This window comes from Microbacterium testaceum StLB037, assembly GCF_000202635.1.
GTDB lineage: Bacteria > Actinomycetota > Actinomycetes > Actinomycetales > Microbacteriaceae > Microbacterium > Microbacterium testaceum_F.
In genome coordinates this window covers 730,040-747,332 of the sequence record NC_015125.1, presented here as the reverse complement: position 1 = coordinate 747,332, position 17,293 = coordinate 730,040, and the positions used below count along the sequence as shown (strand labels likewise).

Here is a 17,293-nt window from a genome sequence, read left to right as displayed (position 1 = left end):
GCACCCGCGCCCCTCCGGCTGATCGCCGGTGCCTTTCGGCATCCCCTCCCGCGCCCGATCCCGGCGCTCGCTTCGACCTCTTGAGGATCATGACTTCCGCTTCGCCCCGTCCGCACCTGTCCACTCCGCGCGCGCTCGCTCGGCTCCTGCCGATCGCGCGCCCCGTCATCCCGCGCCTTCTCGCGGGAGCGGTGACCGCGCTCATCGCGAGCCTCCTCGCGCTGGCGATCCCGCTCGTGCTCGAGCAGATCGTCGCCGGCCCCATCGCCTCCCTCGACCCCGGCGCCCTCGTCTGGGGCTCGATCGCGGTGCTCGCGCTCGGGCTCGCCGAAGCCGCCATGGTGTGGCTACGGCGCTGGTTCGTCCTCGCTCCGGCGACCAAGGTCGAGTACGACCTGCGCCAGTCGTTCTACTCGCGTCTGCAGCGTCTGCCGGTCGCGTTCCACGACCGGTGGCAGTCGGGTCAGCTCCTCTCGCGCATGATGCAGGACATCAGCATGCTGCGCCGCTGGCTCGCGTTCGGTGTGATCCTCCTCGTGGTCAACCTCCTCACGATCGCCATCGGCGCGGTGCTCCTCTTCCGCTGGCACTGGCTGCTCGGCGCGCTGTTCCTCGTCACCTCGGCCCCCGTCATCTACGTCGGCTTCCGCTTCGAGAAGCGCTACGGTGCGCTCACCCGTCAGAGCCAGGATCAAGCGGGCGATCTCGCCACCTCGGTGGAGGAGAGCGTCCACGGCATCCGTGTCCTGAAGGCGTTCGGCCGGGGTCGACACGCCCTGCAGAAGTTCACCCGGCAGGCCGAGTCGCTGCGCGAGACCGAGATCGACAAGGCGCGCGCCGTCGGCTGGATCTGGTTCTTCCTCGTGCTGCTGCCCGACATCGCGTTCGCGGTGTGCCTCGGCGCCGGCATCGTGCTGACCCAGCTCGGGCAGCTGCAGGTCGCCGAACTCGTCGCCTTCTTCGCCATGGCGACGGTGCTGCGCTGGCCGATGGAGTCGATCGGCTTCCTCTTCTCGTTCCTCCTCGACGCCCGGACCGCGACCGACCGCATCTTCGAGGTGTTCGACGAGCAGAACACGATCGTCGACCCCGAGAGCCCGCGCACCATCGCGGAGCCCCGCGGCGAGCTCACGTTCGAGGGCGTGCACTTTCGGTATCAGGATGCCGCCGCCTCCGAGCCGGATCTCATCGACGGCGTCGACCTCGTCCTGCGCCCCGGTGAGACGATGGCGCTCGTCGGCCTCACCGGGTCGGGCAAGACGACGCTCACGACCCTGCCCGGACGCCTGTACGACGTCACAGGTGGGCGCGTGCTGCTCGACGGGGTGGACGTGCGCGACCTGTCGCTGGCGGAGCTGCGCCGGCACGTCGGCATGGCGTTCGAAGACGCGACGCTCTTCTCACAGACCGTCCGCGACAACGTCCTTCTCGGCCGCGAAGACCTCGAGCCGGGGTCCGCCGAGGCGGAACGCGTGTTGAAGGAAGCGCTCGAGGTCGCCCAAGCGCACTTCGTCCTCGACCTTCCCGCGGGCCTGGACACCGTCATCGGCGAGGAGGGGCTCAGCCTGTCGGGAGGGCAGCGGCAGCGTCTGGCGCTGGCCCGCGCGGTGGCTGCGCGACCGGCAGTGCTGGTCCTCGACGATCCGTTGTCGGCGCTCGACGTCGACACCGAAGCGCTCGTGGAAGATGCGCTGCGCGAGGTGCTCAGCGAGACGACCGCGCTGGTCGTCGCGCACCGTCCCTCGACGGTGACGCTCGCCGACCGGGTCGCTCTGCTCGAGAACGGACGGATCACCGCCGTCGGGGCGCACTCCGACCTGCTGCGCGAGAGCGATCACTACCGCTACGTCATCTCGAGCCTCGAGGAGGCCGAGCGCGAAGCGCGCACGGGCGCGATCGATGTGATCCGCGCCCACGACGACGACACGCTGACCGAGAAGGAGGCGACCCGATGACCACCGCGACCGTCTCCGGAACCACCGGAGAAGACCGCTCCGACTACACGCGCGACGAGAGCCGGGCGATCCGCCAGCGTTCGCTGCGCCTGCTCGGCTCCCTCGTCTCTCCGCTGCGCTGGCAGCTCGTCCTCGCCGCGGCGGTCCTCGTGGTGTCGACCGCGCTCCGCGTCGCCGGCCCGGCCTTGATCGCCTACGGCATCGACAACGCCCTGCCCGCGGTCATCGATCAGGCTGATTGGATGCCGACCATCGGGGTCGTCGCCATCTACCTCACGGCGGGCATCGGCGGTGCCGTGCTCATCGGCTGGTACGTCGTGGTCGCCGCCCGCCTGACCCAGGCAGTGATGCTGGACCTGCGCAAGCGCATCTTCCTGCACACCCAGAAGCTGAGCCTGGAGTTCCACGAGTCCTACACGTCGGGCCGCATCATCTCGCGCCAGACGAGCGACCTCGACACGATCCGCGAGCTGCTCGACGGTGGACTCAACGAGCTCGTGTCGGGCGTCCTGTACGGTCTCTTCACGCTGATCGCCCTGTTCCTCATCGACTGGCAGTCCGGGCTGATCCTGCTGGTCATGGGCATCCCGATGTACCTGCTCATGCGCTGGTTCTACCGCCGCTCGCAGGCCATCTACCGCGAGTCGCGGGTGATCAGCGCGCAAGTCATCGTCAAGTTCGTCGAGACGATGACGGGCATCCGCGCCGTGAAGGCATTCCGCAAGGAGCCGCGCAACGACGAGGAGTTCGGCAAGCTCGCCGGCGACTACCGCGACGTCAACATGCGGTCGATCCGTCTCTTCGGCACGTTCGAGCCCGGCATCATGGCGGTCGCCGCCGTGTCGGTCGCGCTCGTGCTCCTGTGGGGCGGTGGACGGGTGATCGCCGGCCCGCTCGAGATCGGCGTGCTGACCGCGGCGGTGCTGTACGTCCGCAACTTCTTCTCCCCGCTGCAGGAGGTCGCTTTCTTCCTGAACTCGTATCAGTCGGCCACGGCGGCGCTCGAGAAGGTGTCGGGCGTGCTCGAGGAGGAGCCCACGGTCCCCGACCCGACCGACCCGGTCGACCTCTGGGAGGCGCAGGGGAACGTCCGCTTCGACGAGGTCACCTTCGGCTACAGCGACGATCGCGTCATCCTGCCGAATTTCTCGCTCGACATCCCGGCGGGGCAGACGATCGCCCTCGTGGGGACGACGGGCGCGGGCAAGTCGACGCTGGCCAAGCTCGTGTCGCGCTTCTACGACCCCACGAAGGGGGCGGTGACGCTCGACGGCGTCGATCTGCGCCGCCTGCACCCGAAGGATCTGCGTCGCGCGATCGTCATGGTCACGCAGGAGGCGTACCTGTTCAGCGGAACCGTCGCCGACAACATCGCCCTCGGCAAGCCCGACGCGACGATGGACGAGATCCGCGCCGCAGCCCGCGCGGTCGGTGCCGACGGCTTCATCGAGAAGCTCCCCGACGGCTATGACACCGACGTGAACAAGCGCGGCGGACGCGTCTCGGCCGGCCAGCGCCAGCTGATCTCGTTCGCGCGGGCCTTCCTCGCGAACCCCGCCGTGCTGATCCTCGACGAGGCGACGGCGTCGCTCGACATCCCGAGCGAGCGCCAGATCCAGGACGCCCTGCAGACCCTGCTCGCCGACCGCACCGCGATCATCATCGCCCACCGTCTCTCGACGGTGGCGATCGCCGACCGCGTACTGGTGATGGAGCACGGTCGCATCATCGAGGACGACACCCCCGCCGCCCTGATCGCCGGCACCGGCAAGTTCGCGCAGCTCCACGCCGCGTGGCAGGACTCGCTCGTCTGACGTTCGTCAGCCCCCCGGATGCCACGCCTCCCGCTCGCGCGGGGGCGTGGCATCCGGGGTTTGTCGTGGCTGCGCGGGGTATCGTCCAGGCGCTGCCTCACCGCAACGGATTCGGACCTGTGCAGCAACCTCGGATGGCGGGGTCAAGGGGTCAGTGCATCAAGCGGCTTTGAGAAGGTGCTCGTTGAGTGCTTGAGCGGGGGTCTTGAGGTCGAGGGTGGGTCGGGGCCGGCTATTGAGTGTGTCGGCGATTTTCTGTAGGGCGGGGCCGTCCCAGGCGCTGAGGTCGCTGCCTTTAGCGAACCAATGCCGTAGGAGGCGGTTGGTGTTCTCGTTGGTGCCGCGTTGCCAGGGCGAGTGCGGGTCGCAGAAGTAGACCGGGGCTTGCAGCTCGAGTTGGATCTCGGCGTAATCGGCCATCTCAGTGCCCCGATCCCAGGTGATCGAGCGGCGCAGGTGAGAGGGCAATCTGCTCATCTCGCGAATCATCGCTGCGGCGACTTCGTCGGCGGTGTGACGACCAGGCAGATGCAGCAAGATCGCGAACCGAGTGCTGCGCTCCACCAGGGTGCCGATGGCCGATACGCCCCCAGCGCCCAGGATCAGATCCCCTTCCCAGTGCCCGGGAACGGCGCGATCTTGAACCTGAGCGGGTCGTTCGCTGATGACCAGGGCCTCTTTGAACGGGCTCGGGGAGCGCCTCGCGGCTGAGGCCCGGCTTTTGCGGCTGACACGTCCGGTGGACAGCTGACGGGCGAGATCCTGACGCAGCTGCCCGCGCCCTTGGACATACAGGGCTTGATAGATCGTCTCGTGACTCACCCGCCAAGTCTGATCGTCCGGATGATCACGTTCGAGCACCTGCGCGATGAGCCGTGGACTCCACCCCTCATCGATCCACTCCTCAACCTGCGCCGCCAACTGCCGGTTGGTGTCCAGCTTGAACGGCTTGACCCGGCGCCGATCCCGTTGCGCCGCATACTGAGCCATGACCGCGCGGTACGACCCGTCGGCACCGCGATGACGCGCCAGCTCCCGAGACACCACGGACTGATCCCGACCGATCCGCTCCGCGATCGCCCGCTGGCGCTCACCCGCCCGCACGCCCGCTTGGATCTCGACCCGCTCCTCCAACGTCAACGCACGTCCCGACCCTCCCGGACGAATCGGCTCGGACACAGGCGACAGACCCTGACCGGCAGGCACGCCTCCACTGTCACGCCACCACACAGACACGATGTCATCCGAAACCCCCAGCATCGCCGCCGCCCGAGAGAACGACGCCCCTGCACACACCGCCGCCAACGCCGCGTCACGCACCGCCACCGAATACAACCGGCACCCCCTCCATCACCCGGATGATGCAACGGCCGTATGACTCCGCCGATGCCGGAACACCCGCGGTCCGATTCCGGTGCGCCGATCCGAATCTGCTCATGGTTCCGATCGCGCCGCGCCGTCAGACACGAGTCGAGCGCAAATCACGCCGCCATGTGAAGCCCCTGCGCGAGAGCTGTCGCGATGACCCTCTCGACGGCGGGCCAGTCCGTCACGATGTCGCGATAGGTGAAGCGCAACACCGTGTACCCGCGCGCGACGAGCTCTCGATCGTGGTCGAGGTCCCGCTGCCGGTCTTTGGGGGTCGAGTGGAAGGCGAAGCCGTCGAGCTGGACGACGAGTCGATCGCCGATCAGGACATCGACGTGGTGTCCCGCGATCAGCACCTGCTGGCGGATCGTTACGCCCCACGGCGAGAGACGAACGACGAAGATCGTTTCCAGCCCCGAATCGGACTTCCCGCTCGAGACGGAGGCGAGTCGGCGCGCCACGGGCGATCGCCAGCGGACGTTGGCGATGACGTCAGGATGCAACCGCTCGTGGCGCAACGCCGATTCCCATACGACCAGGGCCTGTTCGAACGGCAGGCAGCTCGCCACGTGTTCCAGGCTGTCGAGCACCGATTCGACGAGTTGGTGGGGCGGCAGCGGGACGAGCGGCGACGACCAATGCGCCACGACACCGTCGGCGGGAGGGCGCCCGTCGGCCTTCACGGCGACATGGATCGAGTCACCGACGCCCGGTGGGATCCACCACCCGCGGAACGCGGCGGCGCTGACGCACGCCAGCCGTGCCGACGACCGCGCGGCCTCGACGAGCGCGGCCGGAGCGTTCGGGGAAGTGACCCAGTAGCGTCGCACCCGGCCGACCTCGCCCCGCGTGATGGCTGTGCGCAGACGGCTCGCCGGGACACCGGCATCCAGAATCTGTTGCCGATGCACGATGCCGCCGCGCTCTGCCACCCACTTCGCGATGTCCATCGCTTCACCCTGCCCGCGCGAGCGACGCGTCGCGTGGCAATAGCTGTCAACGGTGCACGGCTCGGGCAGGTTCGCGTATGTGGAGGGAAGGCCCCGCCGTCATCAAATCGGAACGGTGCAGCGGATTCGGATGAGCAAACGGATTTGGTCCGAATCTGCTGCCCGAAGCCGATTCCGTTGCGCGCGCGCCCCCGCGCAGCGCGCGTTACAGACCGACGCGCGCGATGACCTCGCCGTACTCGGTCTCGCCGACGGGCTGGAAGCCCACGCGCTGGAAGAACGCCTCGGGGCCGCCGACGCCGGGTTCGTAGATGACGTCGACGTGGTCCATGCCGCGCTCGCGCGCCTCGGCGAGCACCGCGGCGATGGCGTAGCTGCCGACGCCGCGGCCCTGCTCGTCGGCGTCGACGTTGATGCGCCACAGCACCGAGCGGAAGTGCTCCTCGTGCGCGTCCGGGTCGAAGTTGGCGCTGACGAAGCCCACGACCTCGTCGCCGTCGAGCACGACGCGCTGCCACGACGTCGAGGGATTCATGACGGTGGACGCGATGCCGTAGCTCACCGGCGCCAGGAACTGCTCCTGCCCGGGCTTCAACGACAGCGTGTTGACCGCCACGATCGTGGCGGCGGACAGTTCGACGAGACGCAGGTCGGCCATGCGCCCAGGGTATCGGGCCTCCGGGGGTGTGCAACCTTCGGGATGCCGCAGAGTCCGGGACGAAACGCGCATGAGGCGGGATGTCGACGGGTCGAATTATCTTGACATCAAGAGACTTTGTCGAGGTGCGATAGGCTGAAACGCAACCCTGGCCGCCTCTACGGAGAGATCTGACGTGCCCGATTCCACCATCATTTACACGTACACCGACGAGGCGCCGGCTCTCGCCACCGCGTCGTTCCTGCCCATCGTGCAGGCCGTCACGAAGCAGGCGGGTGTCGACGTCGAAACCCGCGACATCTCCCTCGCCGGCCGCATCCTCGCGGCCTTCCCGCAGCGCCTGACGCCCGAGCAGCAGGTGGGCGACGCGCTCGCCGAGCTCGGCGGACTCGCCACGCTGCCCGAGGCGAACATCATCAAGCTGCCGAACATCTCGGCATCCATCCCGCAGCTCAAGGCCGCGATCGCGGAGCTGCAGGCGCAGGGCTACGACATCCCCGACTATCCGGACGAGGCGTCGACCGTCGAAGACAAGGACGTGCGCGCTCGTTACGACCGCATCAAGGGCTCCGCCGTGAACCCCGTGCTGCGCGAGGGCAACAGCGACCGCCGCGCCCCGCTCGCGGTGAAGAACTACGCCAAGAAGCACCCCCACCGCAACAAGGCGTTCGCCGAGGGCTCGAAGACCCGCGTCGCGACGATGGGCCACGACGACTTCTTCTCGAACGAGAAGTCCGTGGTCATCGCCGACGACGACGTCCTGACCATCCAGCACGTGGCCGCCGACGGCACCACCACGACGCTCAAGGAGGGCCTGAAGGTCCTCCAGGGCGAGATCGTGGATGCCACCTTCCTCTCGGCCGCGGCCCTCGACGCGTTCCTCGCCGACACGCTGGAGCAGGCGAAGGCCGACGACGTGCTCTACTCGGTGCACCTCAAGGCCACGATGATGAAGGTCAGCGACCCGATCATCTTCGGCCACGTCGTCAAGGCCTTCTTCGCCGACGTCTTCGACCGTCACGGCGACGCCCTCGCCGCCGCCGGCCTCACGCCCAACGACGGCCTCGGCTCGATCCTCGCGGGTCTGTCGAACGTCGAGGGCGGCGACGGTATCGCCTCCGAGATCCGTGACGCCCTGGCATCCGGTCCCCGCCTGTCCTACGTCAACAGCGACAAGGGCATCACCAACCTGCACGTCCCCTCCGACGTGATCGTGGATGCCTCGATGCCGGCGCTCGTGCGCAACGGCGGCAAGCTGTGGGGCGTCGACGGGGGAGAGGACGACACGCTCGCCGTCATCCCCGACTCCTCGTACGCCGGTGTCTACCAGGCGACCATCGAGGACGTCATCGCGAACGGCCCGCTCGACCCGGCGACCATCGGCTCCGTGCCGAACGTCGGTCTCATGGCGCAGGCGGCCGAGGAGTACGGCAGCCACGACAAGACCTTCGAGATCGCCGCTCCCGGCCGCGTGCAGGTCGTCGCTTCGAACGGCGACGTCCTCCTCGAGCACGAGGTGGGCGCGGGCGACATCTGGCGCGCGACGCAGACCAAGGACGTCGCCGTGCGCGACTGGGTGAAGCTCGCCGTCACCCGTGCCCGCGCAACCGGTGTCCCGGCCGTGTTCTGGCTCGACGAGACCCGCGCGCACGACCGCAACCTCATCGCCAAGGTCAACGAGTACCTCGCCGACCACGACACCGAGGGCCTCACGATCGAGATCCTCGCCCCCGCCGAGGCCACGCGGTATTCGCTCGAGCGCATCCGCCGCGGTGAGGACACGATCTCGGTCACCGGCAACGTGCTGCGCGACTACCTCACCGACCTCTTCCCGATCCTCGAGGTGGGCACGAGCGCCAAGATGCTCTCGATCGTCCCGCTCCTCGCGGGCGGCGGCCTGTTCGAGACCGGCGCCGGCGGCTCGGCTCCCAAGCACGTGCAGCAGCTCGTCGAGGAGGACTACCTGCGCTGGGACTCGCTGGGTGAGTTCTTCGCTCTCGCGGCCTCGCTCGAGCACCTCGCCGACACCACGGGCAACAAGCGCGCTCGCGTGCTGGCACAGACGCTGGACGCCGCGACCGGCACGTTCCTCGAGAACGACAAGTCGCCCGGCCGCGCCCTCGGCACGATCGACAACCGCGGCAGCCACTTCTACCTCGCCCTGTACTGGGCGCAGGAGCTGGCGAAGCAGACGACGGATGCCGACCTGGCCGCCGTCTTCGGTCCGGTCGCCGAGAAGCTGGCCGCGGAGGAGCAGACGATCGTCGCCGAGCTCAACGCGGTGCAGGGCCACCACGCCGAGATCGGCGGGTACTACCGCCCGAACACCGAGCTGGTCGAGAAGGTCATGCGTCCCTCCGCGACGCTCAACGCGGTGGTCGACGCTCTGCGCTGAGCCCGGACTCGGAAGGGGTGGATGCCATCGGCATCCGCCCCTTCTGCATTCTCGGCTCGCGGCTCGGCTCGCCCGCGCGGCACAACTCCTGCAATCCGCTGTTCTCGGGGGCTTCGGAGGGCCCGGTGGGGCGTACTGCAGGAGTTGTGCGCGCCGGGGCCCGGAGGCGGGGTGTCGGGGGAGGTGGCAGGACGGAAGTCCTGCGTCGTGTCGCGGCGGGGCGACGCCGGTCGCGAGCACGCCGGCCTGCCCCGTCCGTGGCGGGCCGGAGCGGTATCGACCCGGGGTGTGTCCGTCGGCCGGTCGGAGTCCGGTGCAGCCGCGCGGAAACGACAGAGGGGGCGGATGCCGATGGCATCCGCCCCCTCAGAAAGTCCGGACTCAGTAGTGGACCGAGACCTCCGTGCCGCGGTAAGCCCAGTCGTAGAGCTCCTTCGCGGCGGAGATGGTCATGTTGATGCACCCGTGGCTCATCGGCGTACCGAAGTTGTTGTGCCAGTACGTGCCGTGGAAGCCCTCGTCGCCGTTGAAGTACGAGACCCAGGGAACGTCCTTCGTGCAGTAGTCGTAGCCGGGGACGCAGCCCATGTCCTGCATCGACGTCTTCCAACCGATGCGGAACTCACCGGTGTGGGTGGCGTGCTCACCCGCGCCGGACGAGATCGACCACGACCGGTACACCTGACCGTTCTGCCAGAGCGTCGTGGTCTGCGTGCTGAGGTTGACGTCGATGTGCCGTTCGGTCTTGGTCGTCTCGAACGGCGTCTCGGTGACAGCCAGTGCGTAGCGGCCGTTGCCCTCGGTGAGCTGCGAGGCGAAGGCGGCGGCGATCGCGGTGGTGTCGCCGAGCGAGCGGCCGGTCTGACCCTCGGTGTTCGTGTGGATGACTTCGCCACCCTTGTCGACGATCACATCGGCGTTGACGGCACCCCGGTCGACGGCGCCGGCGAGGCCGTTGACGGCCTGCTGGATCGCGGCTTCGTCGGCGGAGATCGCGAAGTCGCCCTTGCCGTCGGGGGTGATCGTCAGCCACGAGGCGGCGGTGGCGCGGTCGACGGGGACCGTGCGCTCGTCACCGACGTAGAAGCCCGCGTTGTCGAGGATGCCGTTGAGCTGAGCGACGGCGGCGTCGGCTTCCTCGGTGGTGACCGGCGCCTCGACCGGGACGACTCCCGCCTGCGCGGTCGTGCTGACCGTGCCGGCGTCGAAGGCGCTCTGGAGCGCTGCGGTGACCGCGGCGGGGTCGATGCCCTCGCCGGGCTGGGCCGGGGTCGCGACGTAGGACTGCGAACCGGCGTCGTACGCGACGGTGGCGTCGATGGGCGCCTTGTAGGTGTCGGGGGCGAGGTCGCGCAGCGCTGCCGCGGCCTTGGCGGGGTCGACGTTGATCGAGACGCCGGTGCCTTCGGGGAACCACGACGAGGGCTTCCACATCGGGTTCTCGGAGAAGGCCTTGTCGGCGATGGCCTGTGCGTCGACCGTGGCACCGAGCTCGGCGCCGGTCACGGTCACCGAGCCGGCCGGGCTCTCGACCGCGATGCTCGTGCTCGCGAGACGGTCGGAGATCGCCTGCGCGGCGGCACCGGCGGTGAGGCCGCCGATCTGCACGCCGGCGACGGAGGCCCCGGGGGCGATGAGGACGAACGAGGCCGCCAGCAGGGCGACAGCCGTCGCGCCCGCCGGGATGCCGATCCACAGCCCCGATCGGTTCTTGCGCTTCGGCGGCTCGGGCGGTGCCCAGGCGTACGTCGCGCCGTCGGTGCTGTTCGCGCCGTCGGTCATATGTCAAACCCCCCGATAGTCAGTCTTCTCATGGTAGAGGCGACTGCTGTATCCCGGCCCCGAGTTCTATCACGGTCTTATCACGTCGACACGGAGGTCGGCCCGCGGCTCGCGGCAGCGCTCCCGCCCGCGGCCCTGCGCCGCAGCCCGCTCCCGGCCCCGCGCCCGCCCGCGGCCCTGCGCCGCAACCCGCGCCCGCCCGCGCCCCCGCGCCGCAACCCGCGCCCGCGCCCGCCCGCGGCCCTGCGCCGCAACCCGCGCCCGCCCGCCCGCGCCCCCGCGCCGGACCCCGCGTCAGGCGGCGAAGACCTTTCCCGGATTCAGGATGCCGAGGGGATCGAACACCCGGGCGATGTCGCGCTGGAGCTGCCACTGGTCGTCACCGAGCTCGTCGGCGAGCCATCGCCGCTTCAACACGCCGATCCCGTGCTCACCGGTGAGCGTTCCACCGAGCGCGAGCGCCGCGCGGAACAGCTCTTCAGCGGCCTCCCACACGATCGCCGGCACCTCGGGACCGTCGAAGATGAAGTTCGGGTGCAGGTTTCCGTCACCGGCGTGCGCGACCGTCGGGATGACGAGGTCGTAGGTCCGCTCGATCCGCGCGATCTCGTCGAACATCGCGGGGAGCGCGCTGCGCGGTACCGAGACGTCCTCGATGAGGGCCGTGCCGAGCGACTCCATGGCGGGGTGCATCGCCCTCCGGATGGCGAGGAGCTTCTCGCCCTCGGCGTCGTTCGCGGCGACGGACACCCGGCCTCCTGCGGCCGTCAGCACCTCGGCGATGGCGTGCGCTTCGGCGGCGGCGACCGGACCATCGGTCTGGATGGTCAGCTGCGCCGCACCCGCGGGCTGTGCGGGCAGCGACAGCAGGCGATGCACGGCCGCGAGGCTGGTGGCATCCATGAGCTCCATGATGGCGGGCTGGATGCCGGATGCCGTGACGGCGGCGGAGGCGACGGCGGCGGCGCGGACGCCGTCGAACAGGGCGGTCAGGGTGACGCGCTCGCCCTCGACCAGACGTCGCAGCTTGAGCGTCGCGCCCACCACGGTGCCGAGCGTGCCCTCCGAGCCGATGACGAGCGAGGTGAGATCGAGACCCGTGACGCCCTTGACGCTGCGGTGGCCGAGTCGCAGGAGGCGGCCGTCGGCGAGCACGAGGTCGACGCCGAGGACCGCGTCGCGCACCACGCCGTACTTGGCGCAGAGCAGGCCGCCCGCGCCCGTGGCGATGTTGCCGCCGACGGTCGAGATCGCGCGGCTCGCCGGATCGGGCGCCCACCAGACGCCGTGCGGCTCGAGGAGGGCGTTCAGCTCGGCGTTGATGATGCCGGGTTCGACGACGGCGAGCAGATCGTCGGGGCGCACCTCGAGGACGCGATCCATGCCGCGCAGCGACAGGGCGATCTCGCCGCCACCGGTGTTGGCGCCACCGGCGAGCCCGGTGCCGGCGCCGCGGGGCACGACGGGCGTCCGGGTGGCCGTGGCGACGCGCATCACCGCTTGGACGTCGGTGACGGATGCCGCGTGCACGAGCGCGAGGGGTGTGCCGGCGGACGCGTGGCCCGACTTGTCGGCGCGCACGGCGGCGAGGGCATCGGGGGAGGTGTCGACGCGATCGCCGAGTTCGGCGCGGAGCAGTGCGAGTGTCGCCTCCGCTGCGCTGCGCGCGGGCGTCGACGGGGTCGCCGCCTCGTCGGCGCTCACGCCAGGCGCCGCCGACCGTTCAGAGCGCCGAGGACGACGGCGACGATCGCGAAGCCGAGGCCGATCCAGGCCTGACCCATGCTCCACCACGCCACCGTGGCCGCGGCGTAGACGAAGAGCTCGACGAGCGCGCGGATGAAGGGGTGCACCGCGAGTACCGCGCGCGGCGAGACGAAGAGAGCCCAGACGAGGATGGCCAGGGCGGGGGCGCCGATGCCCGCGACGATGCTCCACGGCAACGGCCACGCGGTGAAGCCCCAGATCGCGAGGGTCACGAACGCGAAGATCCCGCAGAGCACGCTGCCGATCTCGATCGCGGTCGGACGCGGGCGCATGCCGGGAGCGAGCGGTGCCTGCGCGCGGACGTTGGGGGATTCGGTCACCCCGCCATTTTACGCGGGCACCGGGACGCGGCATCCAGGATCCCTCGCCGTCGAGCCCTTCGTCGCGCCGTCGAGGTTCCTGAGCCTGTCGAAGGGACCGGACCCGTGCGGGTCTCGGTGGCTTCGACGAGCTCAGCCACCTGTGTTTCCGGGATCGCGCTCGGTCGAGCTGTCGAGGTTCCTGAGCCTGTCGAAGGGACCGGACCCGTGCGGACCCCGGTGGCTTCGACAAGCTCAGCCACCTCCGCTTCGGACGAACCTGTGCAGGAACAGTGGATGCCGGAACACGCGGGGCGCGGCCACCTTTACCCGCTAAAGTGGCACCGTCGCGACTGGCGTTGAGGTGGGCCACCACCGGGGAGCGACCGCTTGACGGTATTCGACCGCACGCCTGGGTCGATGCGGTATTCACGCGGACTCGCCCGAGCCCGCGGCATCCGGAACCATCGTCAAGGAGATCGCATGACCGATCCGTACTTCAACGCCCCCCTCTCCGAGGTCGACCCCGAGATCGCGGAGGTGCTCGAGCGCGAGCTGAACCGCCAGCGCGGGTTCCTCGAGATGATCGCGTCGGAGAACTTCGTTCCCGTCTCGGTGCTGCAGTCGCAGGGCTCGGTGCTGACCAACAAGTACGCCGAGGGCTACCCCGGTCGCCGCTACTACGGCGGCTGCGAAGAGGTCGACGTCGCCGAGTCGCTCGCGATCGAGCGGGCGAAGCAGCTCTTCGGTGCCGAGTTCGCGAACGTCCAACCCCACTCGGGTGCCTCCGCCAACGCCGCCGTGCTGCACGCGATCGCGCGCCCCGGAGACACGCTGCTCGGTCTCGCCCTCGACCAGGGCGGTCACCTGACGCACGGCATGAAGATCAACTTCTCGGGCCGCCTCTACGACATCGTCGCGTACGGCGTCGACCCCGAGACCTCGATCATCGACATGGACGAGGTGCGCCGCCTCGCCCTCGAGCACAAGCCGAAGGTCATCATCGCCGGCTGGTCGGCCTACCCCCGTCAGCTCGACTTCGCCGCGTTCCGCGCGATCGCCGACGAGGTGGGTGCGCTGCTCTGGGTCGACATGGCGCACTTCGCCGGTCTGGTGGCCGCGGGCGTGCACCCGTCGCCCATCCCGCACGCGCACGTCGTCTCGACCACCGTGCACAAGACGATCGGCGGCCCCCGCTCGGGCCTCATCCTCACCAACGACGAGGCCCTCGCGAAGAAGATCAACACCGCGGTCTTCCCGGGCCAGCAGGGCGGTCCGCTCATGCACGTCATCGCCGCGAAGGCCACGGCGTTCAAGCTCGCGATGACGCCCGAGTTCAAGGAACGCCAGGAGCGCACGCTTCGGGGAGCGTCGATCCTCGCCGACCGCCTCACCCAGGACGACGTCAAGAACGCCGGTATCGCCGTGCGCTCGGGCGGCACCGACGTGCACCTCGTGCTCGTGGACCTCCGCGACGCCGAGATCGACGGCAAGCAGGCCGAAGACCTGCTGCACGACATCCACATCACGGTCAACCGCAACGCGGTGCCGAACGACCCGCGTCCGCCGATGGTGACCTCGGGCCTGCGCATCGGCACCCCGGCGCTCGCGACGCGTGGCTTCGGCGACGCCGAGTTCACCGAGGTGGCCGACATCATCGCGCTCGCGCTGATCCCCGGCGCCGATGTCGAGGCTCTGCGCGCGCGCGTCGCGAAGCTCGCCGACGCCTTCCCGCTGTACCCCGACCTGCAGCAGTGAGCTCCGGCCGGGGCGGGGTCGCATCGCGCGGCCCCGCCCCGGCGCTCGGCTGACCGCCCCACGGCGCGCGGGTCCGGCATCCGCTGCCCTGGTGCGCGACACGGGGCCGCGCTCGTGCAACACGGCGGCCCGATAAACGCTCATCCTGCCGAAACACGCGGCGACGGCGTGTGTCTCGACAGGATCGGCGTTTATCGCCGAGGGGGCACCGGGGCAGCGGGGCAGCGACTGCGCGACACCACGAACGACACACACAGAACGAGGGATGCCATGACGGCGACGATTCTCGACGGTAAGGCCGCGTCGGCGGCGATCAAGGCGGAGCTCACCGAGCGCGTCGCGGCCCTGCGCGAGAAGGGGATCGTCCCGGGCATCGCGACGGTGCTCGTCGGCGCCGACCCCGCTTCGCAGCTGTACGTCGGCATGAAGCACAAGCAGTCCGAGGCGATCGGCATGAACTCGATCCAGGTCGAGCTGCCCGCCGAGGCCACGCAGGACGAGGTCGAGGCCGTCATCGACCGCCTCAACGCCGACCCCGCCTGCCACGGCTACATCGTGCAGCTGCCGCTGCCGAAGCACATCGACACCGACGCGATCCTCGAGCGCATCGATCCGGCCAAGGATGCCGACGGCCTCCACCCCACGAACCTCGGGCGCCTCGTGCTCAACGTCAACGCCCCGATCCTCACGCCGCTGCCGTGCACGCCGCGCGGCGTGATCGAGCTGCTGCTCCGCAACGACTACGACCTGAAGGGCAAGGAGGTCGTCGTCGTCGGGCGCGGCGTCACGATCGGCCGCTCGATCGGGCTGCTGCTGACCCGTCGCGAGATCAACGCGACCGTGACCCTCACCCACACCGGCACCGTCGACCTCGCACAGCACCTGCGTGAGGCCGACGTCATCGTCGCCGCCGCGGGTGTGAAGCACATCGTGCGTGCCGAAGACGTCAAGCCCGGGGCCGCCGTGCTCGACGTGGGAGTGACGCGCGAGACCGACCCCGAGACGGGGAAGTCGCGAGTCTACGGCGACGTCCACCCCGACGTGGCCGAGGTCGCCGGGTTCGTCTCGCCGAACCCCGGCGGCGTCGGTCCGATGACGGTCGCGCTGCTGATGACCAACGTCGTCGAGGCCGCGGAGCGCGCCGCCGGCGGCTGAGGGTGAACGAGACACGGCCGCCGAGCGAACGGACGGAGCAGTGCACGCAAGGGCTGGGCAGGATCCCGCTCGGCGTGGGATCGTATGTGCATGACTGAGTCCGTGTTGAACGACCTCCTCCGCCGCGTCACCGCGAGCGGCCTTCTCGATGACGCCCAGATCGACGAAGACAGTGTCATCGGTGTCGGACACCTGGATGCCGCCGGCGTCGAGGTGGAGGTCGACCTCGACCCCGAGATCGAAGACGAGGACGAGCCCGACCTCGACGGCATCCTGGCGAACCTCAAGGACATCCTCGCGGTGAGCGAGGACCGCTGGAGCGCGATCGTCGACGAGATCGCCACCGAGATCGAGGAAGCGGTGGACGAGGACGAGCTGAGCGCCGACATCGACCTGCGCACCGACCTCGAAGCGATCGGCGTGGGGGTGTTCGCCGACGCGATCATCGTGGTCTTCGCCGGGGAGACGGCGTTCCCCGACGCGCTCGTGCACGTGCAGCTGACCCCCGAGCTCGAGGTCGAGGACATCGAGATCATCGGTGACGACGACGAGGACGACGAAGAAGACTGACCAGAGCGGAGAAGGGGGCCGGACGGGATCGTCCGGCCCCCTTTCCTGTCCGCGGGCGCGACCCTCAGGCCGGTGCGCCCAGCGAGCTCTCCATCGCCGTGATGCGGGCGTGCTCGTCGAAGCGGAAGGTCATCGACCCCGTGGCATCCCGCACGGTCGCCGCCGAGAAGGCGTCGTCGGCCCACTCCAGCGTCCATCCGGCCAGGCGCGCGAGGTCCCACACCGAGCCGCGCGGGTCGGCGGGAGTCGTGGAGGCCAGGATGCGCGGCATCCGGATTCCGGCGTGCGCGACGGTCAGGGGCGGGAGGGGAGCGTCGAGGAGCAGGACGGCGCGGGTGCCCGCCTCTCCGACCGGGGCGGAGTAGTACGGCGAGCGGCCCGTGATCTCGACGGCGGTGCCGGCGATGACGTGGGAGGCCTCGGCGATCCAGTCGGCGTCGCCGGCGGCGTCGGACGGGAACGGCGCTTCGGGGGAGCTGAGCTCGGTGATCCCGTGGGTCTGGCCGTACGTCCGCAGCTGCGTGGCGATGTTCGCGTCTCCGCCGCCGTTCGGGTGCGCCCAGCCCCACAGCACCGAGCGCGGGCCCGGGGCGATCGAGGCGATGAGGTGCGCCCGGGCGACGAGCGTGCGGCGCGGGTCGTCGAGCGCGCTGAAGGTCAGGGTGCCCGCCGAGAGGTCGGTGTCCCACCGGTGAGGACCGAGCGCGTCCGCGGCGGTGCCGAGGTCGTCCTGCCGCAGCGCCGTGAAGAAGGCGGCACGATCGGAGAGCGGTTGCAGCGCGGGGAACGTCGTCATGCGGTCACCCTAGGGGCGAAGCCTTT

13 protein-coding genes and 1 riboswitch are annotated in these 17,293 nt (G+C 69.8%); of the genes, 6 read left to right on the top strand and 7 right to left on the bottom strand.

What is annotated here, in order from left to right; genetic code table 11:
* Positions 1 to 89 precede the first annotated feature (89 nt).
* Positions 90 to 1,955: an ABC transporter ATP-binding protein gene (locus MTES_RS03390; protein WP_013583783.1), complete on the top strand. Its 1,866-nt coding sequence runs from the start codon at positions 90 to 92 to the stop codon at positions 1,953 to 1,955.
* Positions 1,952 to 3,769 carry an ABC transporter ATP-binding protein gene (locus MTES_RS03385; protein WP_013583782.1) on the top strand — a complete coding sequence of 606 codons (1,818 nt, stop codon included), beginning with the start codon at positions 1,952 to 1,954 and terminating at the stop codon, positions 3,767 to 3,769. Before MTES_RS03390 ends, MTES_RS03385 begins: the two co-directional genes overlap by 4 nt.
* 159 nt (positions 3,770 to 3,928) lie before the next feature.
* Here MTES_RS03385 and MTES_RS03380 read toward each other — a convergent pair whose 3' ends face one another.
* The 3 genes from MTES_RS03380 to MTES_RS03370 all read right to left on the bottom strand — a co-directional run bounded on the left by MTES_RS03380 (position 3,929) and on the right by MTES_RS03370 (position 6,745).
* Positions 3,929 to 5,104: an IS30 family transposase gene (locus MTES_RS03380; protein ID WP_013583781.1), complete on the bottom strand. Its 1,176-nt coding sequence runs from the start codon at positions 5,102 to 5,104 to the stop codon at positions 3,929 to 3,931.
* Positions 5,105 to 5,250: 146 nt separating this feature from the next.
* The gene (locus tag MTES_RS03375) at positions 5,251 to 6,087 is read right to left on the bottom strand and encodes a type IV toxin-antitoxin system AbiEi family antitoxin domain-containing protein (protein ID WP_013583780.1); all 837 of its coding nucleotides are present in this window, start codon (positions 6,085 to 6,087) and stop codon (positions 5,251 to 5,253) included.
* A 205-nt stretch (positions 6,088 to 6,292) separates the two neighbouring features.
* Positions 6,293 to 6,745, bottom strand: coding sequence for a GNAT family N-acetyltransferase (locus MTES_RS03370; RefSeq protein ID WP_013583779.1), 453 nt, complete (start codon positions 6,743 to 6,745; stop codon positions 6,293 to 6,295).
* 175 nt (positions 6,746 to 6,920) lie between these two features.
* Here MTES_RS03370 and MTES_RS03365 point away from each other — a divergent pair, with 175 nt between their 5' ends.
* A complete protein-coding gene (locus MTES_RS03365; protein WP_013583778.1) occupies positions 6,921 to 9,140 on the top strand; it encodes an NADP-dependent isocitrate dehydrogenase in 2,220 nt (739 codons plus the stop codon).
* Positions 9,141 to 9,521: 381 nt separating this feature from the next.
* Here MTES_RS03365 and MTES_RS03360 read toward each other — a convergent pair whose 3' ends face one another.
* The 3 genes from MTES_RS03360 to MTES_RS03350 form a co-directional block, all read right to left on the bottom strand.
* Entirely contained in the window at positions 9,522 to 10,922 is a 1,401-nt protein-coding gene (locus MTES_RS03360) for a L,D-transpeptidase family protein (protein ID WP_013583777.1), read from the bottom strand.
* A 294-nt stretch (positions 10,923 to 11,216) separates the two neighbouring features.
* Positions 11,217 to 12,626 (bottom strand): FAD-binding oxidoreductase, encoded by a 1,410-nt coding sequence (locus tag MTES_RS03355; protein WP_013583776.1) that lies wholly within the window; start codon positions 12,624 to 12,626, stop codon positions 11,217 to 11,219.
* Positions 12,623 to 13,009, bottom strand: a complete 387-nt coding sequence (locus MTES_RS03350) for a YrdB family protein (RefSeq protein WP_013583775.1) — start codon at positions 13,007 to 13,009, stop codon at positions 12,623 to 12,625. The genes MTES_RS03355 and MTES_RS03350 overlap by 4 nt, the downstream gene beginning before the upstream one ends.
* A gap of 318 nt (positions 13,010 to 13,327) precedes the next feature.
* Positions 13,328 to 13,413, top strand: a riboswitch (ZMP/ZTP riboswitch).
* A 58-nt stretch (positions 13,414 to 13,471) separates the two neighbouring features.
* Here MTES_RS03350 and glyA point away from each other — a divergent pair.
* From glyA to MTES_RS03335, 3 genes are all read left to right on the top strand, one after another.
* Positions 13,472 to 14,746: a serine hydroxymethyltransferase gene (glyA, locus tag MTES_RS03345; protein ID WP_013583774.1), complete on the top strand. Its 1,275-nt coding sequence runs from the start codon at positions 13,472 to 13,474 to the stop codon at positions 14,744 to 14,746.
* Positions 14,747 to 15,016: 270 nt separating this feature from the next.
* On the top strand, positions 15,017 to 15,901 hold the full coding sequence (locus MTES_RS03340; protein ID WP_013583773.1) for a bifunctional methylenetetrahydrofolate dehydrogenase/methenyltetrahydrofolate cyclohydrolase: 885 nt from the start codon (positions 15,017 to 15,019) through the stop codon (positions 15,899 to 15,901).
* A 90-nt stretch (positions 15,902 to 15,991) separates the two neighbouring features.
* The gene (locus MTES_RS03335; RefSeq protein ID WP_013583772.1) at positions 15,992 to 16,471 is read left to right on the top strand and encodes a hypothetical protein; all 480 of its coding nucleotides are present in this window, start codon (positions 15,992 to 15,994) and stop codon (positions 16,469 to 16,471) included.
* A gap of 64 nt (positions 16,472 to 16,535) precedes the next feature.
* Here the strand turns inward: MTES_RS03335 and MTES_RS03330 are convergent, their stop codons facing one another.
* On the bottom strand, positions 16,536 to 17,267 hold the full coding sequence (locus MTES_RS03330) for a DUF6882 domain-containing protein (RefSeq protein WP_013583771.1): 732 nt from the start codon (positions 17,265 to 17,267) through the stop codon (positions 16,536 to 16,538).
* Positions 17,268 to 17,293: the final 26 nt, after the last annotated feature.